The following is a 13633-nucleotide window of genomic DNA, read 5'->3' on the forward strand; positions in this document are numbered from 1 at the left end:
GCCCACCCCGGCCAGCTCGATCAGGCGGCACCCAAGCCGCCGAACCTCGATGCCAGCTCACCGCCCCGCGTGCGCGGGCCATACCCGGCCGCGCAAAACATGTGTTAATGGCAAGAAAAATACTGAATTCGGCACTGTGACTGAGGCGTTTCTGACTTAACCGCAGAGATGGCGTGAGAAATTACCCAACTCATGGCATCTCCCCGGTGGGGTCGGCGCTGGTGTGGCGATGGTAGTCGAGTCGCCGCTGCCGGGCACACTCGAGTCCGTCGCGGCGGGCTTGCCGGATGGCTTCGCCGCGACCGGTGTGCTCGTCGTCGGGAGTCACGTATCCGATCGCTTCGTGCAGCCTCACGGAATTGTATTCCGTTCGCACTCTTGCCAGTTCGGCTTCCAGCAGCGACGGCTCGGCGATGGTTTCCAGGTGCGGCCACTCGCCCTTGACGTGGCCGAAGAACGACTCGATCCACGCCTGATCCTGGGGCACACCGGGGCGGCCGTGGTGCTGGGCGATGGCCATCAGCGCCATGAACGCGCGGGTGTCGCGGGCGGTCATCGGCGGCCCGTTGTCGCTGACGGCCAGTAGGATCGGCCGGCGCGGGTCGTCGGGATCCAGCTCGAGGCGTTCGTCGGTAAGCCGCTCCAGCAGGCCCTCGAGCTCAAGTGCGCGCTCGAACAGCACCGTGACCTGGGTGGCGGTCTCCTCGACCGAGACCAGGGTGTCGATCCACTTGCGGCTCACCAGGTCCACGATTGCGAAGCAGACCCGGCGGGCGCGGGTGAAATGTGTTGCGTCCCAGATCCAGATCCGGTTCGGCGCCCACACCAGCCAGTCCGGCCACGGGCGCTTCTCCGATCGCGTGCGCGGCGCCGGTTCGGGTAGGGACAGGCCGTGCTCGACCAGCACGCGGCGGAAGCTGGACGGCGACACCCACACGATGCCCTGGTAGGAGCCGCGGTGCGCGAGCTTGCGATGGCTGCGGTCGACGGTGCCCCAGCGTTCGGCGATGTCGAGGATCGCCGCCACCTCGTCGGGCAGCAGCGCGTGCACCGGGTGCCCGCCCGGCGCCCGGTCGACCAGGGTGCCCTCGTCGCGCCGGCGTGCCCGCCAACGGTGTACCCGGCAGTCGGAGACCTGCCACAGCGAGCACGCCCAGGTGTGGGCGAACCCGGCCACGACCGCGTCGTCGACAGTCTTCAGGACCAGCTCCTTGACCTCGGCGGGGACCCGCACCGGCACCGGCCCGCTTAGCCCCACCCGGATTTTCCCCGCACGACCGCCAACTCGATGGCCTGCGCCTTGACCGCCTCGGTGAGCTGCGCGATCTCCGCCCGGGCGGCTTCGAGCTGCCAATCGCGTTGCGCGCCAGGACGACCCGGCTTGCGCGCCAAAGCCGACAACGCGGCGTCCTTGACCGTGCGCCGGATCCCAATCACCGTCGACACATCGACGCGCCACTTGCGGGCGGCCTCGGCCTGGGTGATCTCCCCCGATGTCACCTGTAAGAAGATCTCCCATTTCGTCTCCGCCGACAGCTTCGACGGACGGCGACGGCCGTTGGGATCGGGCATGAACAGCTCCTCTCGGGTCACCCGAGAAGCCTGCCACGCTTGGGTAATTTCTCAGCCCGATCTCTGCGGCGAAGTCAGACGCAGACCACGCGAAGTCAGACGCAGACCAGTTTTGGGGTGTATCCGACTGTGTCCCATGGTGATTTTGGGTTTGGTTTTGATCGTGGGGAACGGTCTTATCTGTAGGGGTGTATCTCGTGGTGCAATGGGGTGTCCACGACGACCCTGTCGTCAGCAATGTGTGGACGCACCCTCGCAGGGGCTGGCCCCTGCGACTGGTTCTGGCTCGGACGTCGTCTACTTTTCCAGCTCGGCGCTAGCAGCCTGCCTCCGAGCAGAAGGCCGCAGGTTCGAATCCTGCCGGGGGCACCCCTGTTTATGCAGCTCGGAGGCGGTTTCTCTTCCTTAACATGGCGGTCGTGCCATGCATGTGCCATCCCGTTTCCGGCTTAGTCACCGCCAGGTGATTTTGCGGTGAGGCAGGGCCACCCAGTCAGCAGTAATCCGCAGGGTGCTTCCACCCATTTTGGCGGTGGCGTGACCCGTCAGCCGACCGCCGCGAGCTGCCGCTGCCGGTAGGCTGCGGCAGCCTCCACGATCCGCTGCGCAGTCCTGTAACTGATCCCCGACGCCTTGGCGGCCGTGTTGATCGACACGCCGCCACGGCTTGCAGCCAGCACCGCGACCACGGTCTCGACGGGCTGTGTGGTCACACCCGATGCAATCAGCTCTGACGCAAGGTTAACTGCGCCGCTGAGACCTTGGCCTCCCGCCCAAATACCGGGCAGCGATGCGCAGGGGCGACACACTCGTCGGAGACGGCGCGTTGGGAAGCAGGTGATCAGGATTGGTGAAGTGCGTCAGGCACTTTCGGTAGTCAGTCATCGCGGCGGCCTCCTTTCGCTACCTGGTCGAGCGCCGCCCCGCAGCTCGGTTAGGGTGCATGCGGCGGACCGAGATATGGGAACTCGGTCAGTGTGTCGGTATGCGGTGAGAGGCCCGACGGCGGACACTCGCCCTTGGTGAGGAACGCCAGCCGGTAGTCGATGACATCGTCGGTGAACACCCGGCCATTTGGGTACTGCGCCGGTTTGGCCGGGTCGAAGGTCAGCATGTCCGGCAGCGTGCCCTCCTTCTCGATGACGGCGATGGCCTCCTCCCGGGTGTAGCCGCCGGTGTGACCCATCAGGTGGACGAACTGGTCAAGCCACCGGTTCCAGTCGTTCGGGGGCTCGCTGGCGTTGTACTCCAGTTTGGTGTCGTCGGTATTAAAGAAACTGCTCACCGACGGGTGCCCGGCCCGGTCCACATGATTCAGTGTGCCGTTCTCGCGCAGGCTGCAACGACCCCAGATCCGGATCGGCCCTGTCGCGCCGAGTGTGCTCGTCGGCAGCTCGATCGCCATCGAGCAGACATTGGCCTCGGTGTTCGAATCCTGGCCCGTCCACGGCGATTTGCCTCCGAGTTCGGCGAGATGAGGAGCGGTGAAATTGCGCTTGCCGCTGGTGTCGAACAGGTTCTTGATGCCGTCGAAGTCGAAGAAGAAGGCATCGCTTCGAGCACCGGCGGCGAACGTGATATCACCGGCGGTGACGACACTCGGCTGCGATCCGAATGACACCTCGACATCGGTGAAGATCTGCTCGCCAACTGGCTCGGGTGAACGGGACTGTTCACCGCGGGCTATGAACACGTTGACCGTCTGCTGGCCGTCCACCGGGGTGGAGAACACAAAACTGAACGCGATGTCGTTAACCAGGTCACCGTCGGTGTCGATCGCCAATCGATAGATGGCATCCGGGTGCAGCGCGTCGGCGTTCGGATTGGCGCTGAGGATCAGGACGGTCCGCGAGCTGTTGGTCGGCGATTGGAACGCGTACAGATCACACAGGTCAAGGCGCTGATCTCCGAGCGGCGGTCCGAGACTCAGGCCGGTGAAATGGTTGGACATTGTGAAAGCACCTCTCCAGGCGTGTTCTCGTTCGTCGTCAACCTAACCCGTCACCGCGCTGCGTAGTGATTAACTGCGCCCATCCGTTGGCACCGAGGCCACGCCGACGGTGTGGGGCCTTTGGCCCAGTCGTTCGGGCACGGGGGCAGGTGCCTATTCACAGCCAGGACAGGGTCAGTCCCAGCCAGTGTCGAGTAGTTCGCCAGCCATCCGGCGCGTGTTGCCGATAGTCTCCTGTATCTTGGCCTGCGCGAATGGAATTGGGTTCAGCTGAGGCATCGCGAGGTATCCCTAAACGGTTGGTGTGACGTGTTGCTGGTATGGATAGGAGGGCGACACTGGCGTGCGCCGTCCGAAGTCAGCGCCATCGGGTCGCCGTTGAGGTCGCCGCAGCCGGTGTCATGAAACCGGTCGTGACCGGCTTGCGTCCAATCCGGCATGGATGAAATCGAACACGAAATGATTCCAGCCGAACGGCTTGACCCTCACGATCCGGCGGCGTGATAGCGATCGCTTTTGTCAAATGGGAGCTGTCGGTATTGGGTTCGGTGAACAGTCACCGGCGACGACCCAGCTTGATTAGCCGCAGACAGTATTCGGCCGTTGCAACTGAGCCCGTTCATCGGGCACTCAGAGGTCACCACAACGCTGGTGATCTACACGCACCTGTCCGATGACGACCATGCCCAGATGATGGCTGCGCTTGGAGCGATGGCTACACCGAAGCCCACGGCGGGGCAATGAGATACCTCTGCACGGGCAGGGAGCCCTGTTTGCCGGGTACACGCCTATCAAATGGGACGTGCAACGTTCTGGCGCAATGTTTCATCTTGAAACACGGCAGGCCAGCCCGATTATCTGGCAGCACGCTGAAAGAACCTGCGCGGTGGATGGGTTCTAGCTCTCCGCCTTGCCGCAGAAAGACTTCGTTTCTTGCATTGCTTTACGCCTAGCCACGTACCAGTCGGCGATCCGCAGGGGCGACACATTCGTCGGTGACGGCGCGCTGGGAACCAGGTGGTTGGGGTTGGTAGACCGCACAACGTAAGATTCGCTCCTCTTGGCCAGCGTCGCCAAGTTGAACACGCTTCGCGCACTCCCCATGAATGCTTCCGTCGGAACCGCCAGGAGGTGCCAGCGTGGCTTCCAGTCAGCCATCCCGCCGAAGCGTTGCAGCGCATCGTGCAGCAGCGCCGGGCGGTGATTCCACCGCACCAGAGATAGGCCATCGCCCTTGATGTGCACCAGCCCGTCGTCGTCTACCACTGCGGTGACGGGGATGACCACCGATTGCTCCCGCATGGAGTGGTTGAAATGAATCCAATGAATCTGATGGCCCGGCCCATACGAGTCGCACTGGTCATCGGTGCCAGAAAGATCCCAGACATACCCGGACATGGAGACTCCCAATGCCGAGCCTCCCTAGGGGAGGCGCTCTTGCCCGCGCCGGTCGGTGTCGGCCGCTTCGTCATCCGAGCCACCCACGAGCGTGGGGTTGGCCTGCCGTCCAGTCGGAGCTTGGCGACGCATCTCGTGAAGCAAATCAATTCTACTTGGCGGAGCCCTTGTCAGGATTGTGGGCAGCTGGCCCCGAAGCCCCTTCGTAGCCTCGCTGACGGGATTTGCCAGGTGCCGAAAGGCCCTTGTCGTGGCTCGGCTGACAGCGAACCATCGGTACGTCGAGGCGTGACTCCTATGGAGGTCAGTGAGCCATGATCATGTGTCCGATCTGATTCGGCGGGCTGGCTAGTGGGATTCAAGGATTTCGTCGCAGCGGCGACGGGCGGACAGGTGCCGTATCCGTATCAGACGAGGTTGGCGGAGTTGGGGTTGCCGGAGATGCTCCGTGCGCCGACCGGCTCGGGAAAGACGCTGGCGGCGGTGTTGCCGTGGCTGTATCGGAGGATCGCTCACCCTGATCGGACCGTGCGCGCAGCAACGCCGCATTGGCTGGTGGTGGTGTTGCCGCAGCGCACCCTTGTTGATCAGACGGTGAGCAAAACGCGCGAATGGGTCCAGGCGTTGGCCGATCCGGTTGGGGTGCACGTGTTGATGGGCGGCGAGGACGGCCGCGATCACGAATGGAAGATGCATCCGGACACCGAGCGAATCTTCGTTGGCACGCAGGATATGGTGTTGTCGCGGCTGCTCATGCGCGGCTTCGCGGAGTTCCGCTCGGCCTGGCCGATGAGCTTCGGTCTGCTGCATGCAGGGGTGCAGTTCGTCTTCGACGAGGTGCAGTTGATGGGACCGGGCTTGCCCACGTCGCTTCAACTGCAAGGTCTGCGCGAGGCTTTCGGCACTGCACTGCCGTGCCGGTCGATGTGGATGTCGGCGACGATCGACGTGGCCGAGCTGTCCACCGTCAACCTGCACCGGCCGCTATCAGTGGTGGACGTCACTAAAGGCGTGGGCGAACTCGGCCACCGCATGGCCGCGACCCGCACCGTGGGGCGGCTCGACCTGGGCACCGACCCGAAAAAATATCCGGCGGCACTGGCGGCGCGGGTGGTTGCCGAACACCGGGCGGGCACCCGGACGTTGGTCATGTTGAACACGGTCGAGCGCGCGCTGGAGGTGCACACACAGCTGGCCAAGCTTGCGCCGGATGCCGAATTCGTGCTGCTGCATTCGCGGTTCCGGCTCGCCGACCGTGCGTCGAACACAGCGGCAGCGCTTGCCGATCCTGGCCCGACCGGCACGATAGTAATCGCTACCCAGGTCCTGGAAGCTGGCGTGGACGTGACCTCGGAGTTGTTGATCACCGAGGTTGCGCCATAGCCGTCGATTGTGCAGCGCGCGGGCCGGTGCAACCGCGATGGGCGCGCCGCTGATGCGCGACTGTTGTGGACCGTGCCGCCCAGTGCCCAGGCGCACCTACCCTACGACCCGGATGACCTCGGCTCCGCAGCGGCGGGACTCACTGCGCTGGAGGGTTGTGCGATGACCGGCCGGGAACTGGCCGACCAGAACGTGGCCGTCACGCCGCCGATCCATCCTGTCCTGCGGCGCCGCGATCTGGTCGACCTCTTCGACACCGCACCCGACCTCACGGGTGACGACATCGACGTCAGCGCGTTCATCCGCGACGCTGACAACCGAACCGTGTCGGTCGCCTGGCGTCACTTCGACACCGACGACATGCCTGCGGTGGATCGCGCCGAGTTGTGCCAGGCGCCGATCGCCGAGGTGCGGGACATGATCAGATCGGACCCGACCCGTGCCCGTATCTGGGATCAGGTGGATGGCACGTGGCGGGCCGCTCGCCGAGACGATGTCCGTCCAACTGCTGTTATCGTGCTGGATGCGCTGCGTGGCGGCTACTTGCCCGAGCGTGGTTTTGACCCCGGCAGCAGGCGGGCTGTTGAACCCGTCGCGGTCGAGTTGAGGACACCGGACGCCTTCGACCGCGATCCGCTGTCGACTGGTTGCGCCAAGTGGGTGCCGTTGGCCGACCATCTTGTGGAGACCGAAACCGCGGCACGGGCGCTGATACGCCGATTCGGCCGCAGCCTTGACCTCACCAGGCCGCAGCGCGGCGCGATCGGTTGCGCGGCGTTGCTTCACGATCTCGGCAAGGCGCACCCGACGTTCCAGGCATCGCTGGCCAACGCGAATCCCGATGCTCCACCGCCGACTAACGGCATTCTGTGGGCCAAATCTCCCAGTCATCGGCCGTTGCGCCACGATCCAGCGCACTTTCGCCACGAGCTGGTCAGTGCGCTGTGGCTGCACGAAGCGTCGGCCGGGTTGCTCGAGGGTGAGCCGGAACCTGATCTGGTGGTGTATCTGGTCGGCGCCCATCACGGAAAAGTGCGGCTAACCATTCGGGGGCAGCCCGACGAGCCGCCCGGTGTCACGCTCGGTGTCCAGGATGGCAGCCGCACCATCGGTTTCGCTGTCAAGGGTCAGCCGATCCCGCCGGTGACATTGGCCCTGCGCCCCACCACCCATGGAGTCGATTCACTGACGAGTCGGGCCATTGTGTTGCGCGACCGCGCTGATCTCGGGCTGTTCCGGTTGGCGTTCTGCGAGGCCCTGGTCCGTGCTGCCGACTGGCAGGCGAGTGCGAATGGGGTTGTGTGATGGGCGAACTCCCGCTTACGGGCTGCCGCGCTACGCCGCTGTCGGGGTATCTCTCCGCCCTCGGTGTCCATCGAGCGGTCGCTCGGACGCTCGATGTTGAGGCTGAAGGATATTGGCAGCAAGGTGTGTACGTGTTGCGCTGCCGATTTTCGGCGATCGACGACGTTGCTGCCGCTATCTATTCCGAATTTCAGCCGGAATCGATTGTGGCACCGTGGAATTCAGGATCGGGGTTCGTCGCGAAGGGTACGAGTCCCACAGCCGAGCGCATAGTGCAGTGGGTTCGCGACAGCACCGACGAGCGGCTGGGGCCGCTGCGTGATGCCGTAGCCGCAAGCGATCGGGTAATCAGTGAGGCGGGCCGCTTGGGTATCACCGACCTTTGGGAGAAGAACCGTAAGCCCGACGTGCTCCGGCTGTGCCGCAATGAACTCCCGGATGCGGCCCTCGCGTGGCTGGATGCGGCGATCGCACTCGGGCAAGATAACGACCCGTCGTACTCGCGGCTACTCGGCACCGGCGGCAACCTGGGTCGCCAGGAGTTGTCGGTGACCTACCTGCAGCAGGTCCGCGCCGTGCTGGAAAGCCCTAGCAGCCCTGAGTGGCTGACATCGGCCCTCGACGGACAGCAGCGTGCGTCGTTGCCTACAGAGTCCCCCGGGCAGTTCGACCCCGGCGGTGTCGGCGCGCCCGATGAACCTAACTCCGTGGGCAACCCCTGGACATTCCTACTCCTGATCGAGGGCACGCTACTGTTCGCCACCGCCGTTGTTCGGCGATACGGCTCTGCCTACCCTGGGGCGGCGCTGCCGTTCCAGGTGTGGGGTTCGACGGCAGGCTTTGCCTCGTCGGCTTCAGAAGAGCGTCCGCTTGCCGAACTGTGGGCACCGGAATGGTCTGAACCCATGCGCATCCCTGATATCGCGCACCTGCTCGGTGAGGGGCGTGCCGACTGGAACTTCCACACCGCACGGTCGGGTCTGGATATGGCTCGCGCGGCAGCCACACTGGGCGTGGATCGGGGCATCGCCGCGTTTCAGCGGCACGTCTTCGTCAACCGGCTCGGGCGCAGCCCGATCGCCGTGCCCGCCGACCGCATCGAGGTCGGTGTTCGCGGCGGCGTCGACCTGCTGGCCAGGCTGGACCGCTGGTGCGACGTGCTTCGCAGGTCGGACCCGCCGCCGTACACCGCCGCGCGGCTACGCGCCCTGGACCAAGCGATCTACGACCATGCTTGTGGCGGCGAGCCTTCCGCGCTTGCAGAGGTGTTCGCCGCCCTCGGCAGATGCCGATCGGCGGCATCGCGATCCGGGAGGGTGCGCGCAGCCGATCTGCCCGAACTGCACCTCCCCAACGGTGCCAAGCTGTTCGACCACCTGCGCGATGCACTCGATGACGACCGTGAACTGCGAATCGCGTTGGCGGTCGCGACCTCCCACGACGAGCGCAACCCGTTCGAGACATGGCTGGACGATCCGCTACTGGCTGGCGGCCTCGCGGCAGGCCTCGCCGACATCGCGCGGCGCCGCAGCTTCCCGTCCGCCACTGAGGAAACCATCCGCGACCGGACGCTGTCGGTGCGCGGTGCGCGGATCGTCTTCGAACGAGGCATGCGGCTACGGTCCGGCGACATCCTGGCCTTCGTCGAGGGCGGGATCGACGACGACCGAACCGCAGCCCTGATACTTGGCCTGTCGTGCGTCGACTGGCGTTATACGCGGGGCGTGAACCTGCCCGGAGTTACCTCACCGCCCGCCCCTGCCCTTGATCTACTGCTGCTCTTCACCTCCGCGACACCGCTGCACTACACGAGCATCGAGGACAAACCGGAGTCGCTGTTTGTGCGCCCAGATCATGAATGGGCCGCCCAGTTGATCGCCGGACATATTCCCGATGTTCTACGCGATGCTTCTCGGCGGCTGCGCATCGCCGGGTTGCGGTACGTCGTGACCGTCCCCGACGCGCCCTACGACGGCACCCGACTGGCGGCCGCACTGCTGTTGAACACCGCGGCAGCCGACCACCACGCTGCCCTAAGCCGCGTCGCCGTCGTCGGATCGCACCGAATCACACCGAAACAGGAGGCAAGTGCATGATCACGCGCTATATCTACGATGTTGAACTGGCGCCGCTGTTCGGAAGCACGTTTCAGCCCACCGGGTTTCCCGATATCGGTGCCGCCACCTTCACCAGATACGAAGACGGCCGAGAAGTCGACGCACTGCTGGTCGAATCCGTGCAGTCGATGGCCAACCGGCTCGAAGCGACGGCCTGGGACGGCGCCGAGAACCGGCCCGTCGACGCGGTATCGGGTCTGCCGTATGTGCGGGTGGTTCGCGCCAAGACCGGCGAATTCCTGACGTCGAGCAGGCTGGAGGCGCATCGGCTGGCGTCGCCGTTCGTCCACACGGCCACCCTCAACAAAAAGCCGATGGTCGACGTGATCGGCGAGCGACTCCGTCTTACCGATGACACCCCGCTCGACTACCCGGCCATGGCGGCAGCGGTCGCACAACTGGATCCGTTCTGCCTGCTGCATGGGGTGTTCTTCACCCAGAAGCAGTGGCTCGGCCAACCGAGGTTCACCCGAGTGGTGTCCGGCGTGATCGAGGCCCACGACGTCCAGCGCAGGGTCAGCGGTGGCCGCAAATCAGACCATGTGCGCCACCACCTCGGCGAGAGCGAAGGGGGCACCGCCGAAGGGTACGGGTCGGTGCCGTTCTCCCGTATCGAATGGACAGCCAAGCGCATCATTGCGTCGTTCGCTGTCGACGTCGAACTGCTGCGCTCCTACGGACTCCCCAAGCCCGCGACCGAGGCGCTGGAAACGTTGGCGCTGTGGGAGATTCGCAATCTCCTTGACGGCGGCTTGCGGCTGCGCACCGCGTGCGACCTTGAGCAGGTGTCACCGGTCACCGCGCGGTTCGGACCAGATTTGCCGCCAGCCAACAAGCTCACCACCACGCTGCGCGGCCTCATCGCCAAATCAAAGGGCGCGTTCGGAGACGGCAAGGCAATCACCGTCGAATGGTCCGGGAAGAAGGGCTGACCGTGCCCACCACCCTTGTACTGACCTTCCCGCTCGGGCGGTATCACGCCACGCCCTGGGACCGGCACGTCAACGAGGGCGCAGTCGAGTTGCCGCCCTCACCGTGGCGGCTGCTGCGGACGCTGTACGCGGTTTGGAAAACCCGTTGCCCTGAACTGCCAGAGGAAAACGTACATGCGCTGCTGGCCGACCTGGCCGGACCGCCGACGTTCTACGTTCCCTCCCATGGTATTTCGCACAGCAGGCACTACTACCCGGACGCCAAAGACGGCAGGGACCGCACCCTCGACGCCTTTGCCGTATTCGGTCGCGAAGATCAGCTCGCCATCCAGTGGCCGAACGAACTGGAGCCCAACAAGCGGGACGCGTTGCGACGGATCGCCGAATCGATTCCGTACTTCGGCCGAGCCGACAGCATTTGCACCGGCGCCGTCGAAACAGATTCGACACCTGCCGGACACGCAATCTGGAAACCTCTTGACGTGGCAGAGCATGTGGACGATTACGCAGAAGCGACATCCGTTCTGGCGGCGGAACTACCGCTGGCCGTAGATACCCTTCTCGCCTCTCCTGCCGACGTGCGCCGTGGTGGATTGCGGTTCCCGCTCGGATCGCGCCTCGTGGCCTACGGTCTCGACCGCCCCGCCGACCTCCCCGTTACCGTTCCGCATCGGCAGCCAACGAAGACGGTCACCGGGGTGCGATTCGACCTGCTCCATGCCGCGTTGCCGCCAGACACTGACGCCGCCATCTACACGGACCTGTTGCGTCAGGCAGCTATCAAGCAACTTGGGGGCAACGCCGAGGGCACCATGCTGGGCGGAAGGACCTCCGACGACGCGCCGATGCAAGGCGGGATGCACGCCCACTACCTGCCCATCATCCGTGACCGACGTCTGACCGGACTGCTGGTCTGGGTGCCCGGCGGGCTTGCCGACAAAGAACTGAGCGCATTGTGCGATGTTCGCGCCCTCTACGACTACAAACACCGCATGCAGGTACGGGTCTCCGGCATCGGCGCGGTCGAGCAAGTCGCCCCGGAACTCGTCGGACCGGCCCAAACATGGCAGGCTGTGACGCCATTCACGCCCTCGCGATACCCGAAGAAGAACCGAGATGAATGGCGGAGCTTCGTTGTCAACGAAATTCAGCGCGAACTTGGATTACGTGGCCACGCATACGCATCCGATGTCGAGTTCATCGACGGGCCGTGGACAGCGTTTGTCAGGCACCGGCCCAGCGCGCGCCAGCGTGGAGACACGCGCCAAGGCCAAGCCCACCTGCCCGCCGAGTTCATTCGGCTGCGATTCACGCAGCCCGTTCACGGCCCGCTTCCGTTGGGTTGGCTCAGTCACTTCGGGCTGGGGTTGTTCGTGCCGGAGCGCTGACTGATGGACGAGGATCTGCTGCCCGCCCGGATGGTGAACGAATTTGTCTACTGCCCAAGGCTCTTTTACCTCGAGTGGGTGCAGGGACGATTCGCCGATAACGACGACACCCGGCTCGGAGAACAGGTTCACCAGCGCGTCGACACCGAGACCGGCGCCGCTCCACTGCCCGACGCTGGCGAGTTACGTGCGGCACGCTCAGTGACGCTTAGTTCCCAACGGCTCGGTGTCATCGCCAAGATCGACGTGATTACCGGCGTCGACGATGGTGTGGTCCCAGTCGATTACAAAAAGGGTGAGCCACAGCCCGACGGCGCACCGTGGCCGAGCGACGAGGTTCAGGCCTGTATCCACGGAATCATCCTTCGCGACAACGGATATCGCTGCGATCGAGCCGAACTCTACTACGCGACACCACGGAGACGGGTCAGCGTCGAACTGACATCCGAGCGGCTTGCGCGGGTCACCGACATCGTCGCGGCCGCACGCCAGATCGCACAGCAGGCCACTGCACCGCTCCCGCTCGTGAACAGCCCCAAATGTGTGCGCTGTTCACTGGTCGGCCTGTGCTTGCCAGACGAGACCAACGCGCTGCTTGCGCGCCAGGAACAGCCGCCGCGTCGCCTTGTGCCGCGCGATCCCGATCAGCGGCCTGTCTACGTGACGGAGCCAGGCGCCTTCGTCGGCGTTCGCAGCGCGAGGCTTGAAGTCACACGCGACAACGAACAGATCGCCTCCTTCCGGCTGATTGACGTTGCACAGTTAGTGGTATTCGGACGTGTACAGGTCAGCACCCAGGCACTCCACGAATGCTTCGCGCGCGACATCCCCGTGCTGTGGATGAGCACCGGCGGCTGGCTGCAGGGATTCGCGGTAGGGCAGCCGCCGCGATACGCCGAGGTCAGGCGGCGGCAGACCGCCGCGCACGCCCAGGGCGGAAATGGCTTGGCGCAGCAGATGGTCGCCGGTAAGATCATGAACTCTCGTACGTTGCTGAGGCGCAACGCCCGCTGCGACGTCGCTGCAACACTGGCAACGCTGAAGCGGCTGTCTGCTGATGCGGTAGCTGTCAAGGTGTTTGAGACAGCGTCTCATTATGTGGACGCTATTTTCGGTTGTGGGGCCGGTGGGTTGATCCATGCCGCGGTCGGCAGTTTCGGGGGCTGCGGTGGGGTGCCGAACCGGTTCGGGTTGGCGGCGTAGGCGTCGGCCATGACCCGGGCTCGTTCGGCCTGGATGTCGGCGGCGGTGCCGAAGTACACCGACGCCGGTGTGTGCAGGCCGAGCGCGGAATGGCGGTGCTCGTGCCGCAGGTAGTCGAAGAAGCCCTTGCACCAGGTGCGGGCGTGCTCGATCGAGTCGAAACGTTCGGGAAAATCGTTGCGGTACTTCAGCGTTTTGAACTGGGACTCGCTGAACGGGTTGTCGTTGGACACCCGCGGGCGCGAGTGGCTGCGGGCGACGCCGAGGTCGATCAGCAGCTGGGCGACGTTCTTTGACGTCATCGCCGAGCCCCGGTCGGCGTGGATCGCGCCGGGCCGCCCGTGCAGCGCGGTCAGCTCGGCCATCCATGCCTGCGCGATGTTG

Annotated in this window: 12 protein-coding genes and 1 riboswitch; of the genes, 6 read left to right on the forward strand and 6 right to left on the reverse strand. The window is 64.9% G+C overall.

The genetic code is table 11. The features are described 5' to 3' along the window. Positions 1 to 190: 190 nt before the first annotated feature. The 5 genes from VMD50_RS11660 to VMD50_RS11680 all read right to left on the reverse strand — a co-directional run bounded on the left by VMD50_RS11660 (position 191) and on the right by VMD50_RS11680 (position 4921). Positions 191 to 1258: an integrase core domain-containing protein gene (locus VMD50_RS11660; protein ID WP_325427910.1), complete on the reverse strand. Its 1068-nt coding sequence runs from the start codon at positions 1256 to 1258 to the stop codon at positions 191 to 193. Next, positions 1249 to 1572, reverse strand: a complete 324-nt coding sequence (locus VMD50_RS11665) for a helix-turn-helix domain-containing protein (protein ID WP_325427911.1) — start codon at positions 1570 to 1572, stop codon at positions 1249 to 1251. The genes VMD50_RS11660 and VMD50_RS11665 overlap by 10 nt, the downstream gene beginning before the upstream one ends. Before the next feature lie 545 nt (positions 1573 to 2117). Then, positions 2118 to 2285 (reverse strand): hypothetical protein, encoded by a 168-nt coding sequence (locus VMD50_RS11670; protein ID WP_325427912.1) that lies wholly within the window; start codon positions 2283 to 2285, stop codon positions 2118 to 2120. A 221-nt stretch (positions 2286 to 2506) separates the two neighbouring features. After that, positions 2507 to 3523 (reverse strand): DUF4331 family protein, encoded by a 1017-nt coding sequence (locus VMD50_RS11675; protein WP_325427913.1) that lies wholly within the window; start codon positions 3521 to 3523, stop codon positions 2507 to 2509. An 897-nt stretch (positions 3524 to 4420) separates the two neighbouring features. Next, the gene (locus VMD50_RS11680; RefSeq protein ID WP_325427914.1) at positions 4421 to 4921 is read right to left on the reverse strand and encodes a hypothetical protein; all 501 of its coding nucleotides are present in this window, start codon (positions 4919 to 4921) and stop codon (positions 4421 to 4423) included. 30 nt (positions 4922 to 4951) lie between these two features. After that, a riboswitch (SAM riboswitch) is annotated at positions 4952 to 5062 on the reverse strand. Positions 5063 to 5362: 300 nt separating this feature from the next. Here VMD50_RS11680 and VMD50_RS11685 point away from each other — a divergent pair. Genes VMD50_RS11685 through cas4 form a run of 6 tightly spaced genes read left to right on the forward strand, consistent with a single transcriptional unit; the run spans position 5363 to position 13249 of the window. Then, entirely contained in the window at positions 5363 to 6304 is a 942-nt protein-coding gene (locus VMD50_RS11685) for a DEAD/DEAH box helicase (RefSeq protein WP_325427921.1), read from the forward strand. Between the two features lie 9 nt (positions 6305 to 6313). After that, a complete protein-coding gene (locus tag VMD50_RS11690; RefSeq protein ID WP_325427915.1) occupies positions 6314 to 7609 on the forward strand; it encodes a CRISPR-associated endonuclease Cas3'' in 1296 nt (431 codons plus the stop codon). After that, the gene (gene cas8g1 / locus VMD50_RS11695; RefSeq protein ID WP_325427916.1) at positions 7609 to 9705 is read left to right on the forward strand and encodes a type I-G CRISPR-associated protein Cas8g1/Csx17; all 2097 of its coding nucleotides are present in this window, start codon (positions 7609 to 7611) and stop codon (positions 9703 to 9705) included. The genes VMD50_RS11690 and cas8g1 overlap by 1 nt, the downstream gene beginning before the upstream one ends. After that, complete coding sequence (gene cas7g / locus VMD50_RS11700) at positions 9702 to 10658, forward strand: type I-G CRISPR-associated RAMP protein Csb1/Cas7g (protein WP_325427917.1); 957 nt, start codon at positions 9702 to 9704, stop codon at positions 10656 to 10658. Before cas8g1 ends, cas7g begins: the two co-directional genes overlap by 4 nt. Positions 10659 to 10660: 2 nt before the next feature. After that, positions 10661 to 12046, forward strand: a complete 1386-nt coding sequence (gene csb2 / locus VMD50_RS11705; RefSeq protein ID WP_325427918.1) for a type I-G CRISPR-associated protein Csb2 — start codon at positions 10661 to 10663, stop codon at positions 12044 to 12046. 3 nt (positions 12047 to 12049) lie between these two features. Then, entirely contained in the window at positions 12050 to 13249 is a 1200-nt protein-coding gene (cas4, locus tag VMD50_RS11710) for a CRISPR-associated protein Cas4 (protein WP_325427919.1), read from the forward strand. On the opposite strand, the gene VMD50_RS11715 is transcribed toward cas4, so the two are convergent. Continuing rightward, the coding region (locus tag VMD50_RS11715) for an integrase core domain-containing protein (RefSeq protein ID WP_325427920.1) at positions 13141 to 13633 on the reverse strand (493 nt) is incomplete at its 5' end. The genes cas4 and VMD50_RS11715 overlap by 109 nt on opposite strands.

The organism is Mycobacterium sp. (assembly GCF_035506235.1).
Classification (GTDB): domain Bacteria; phylum Actinomycetota; class Actinomycetes; order Mycobacteriales; family Mycobacteriaceae; genus Mycobacterium.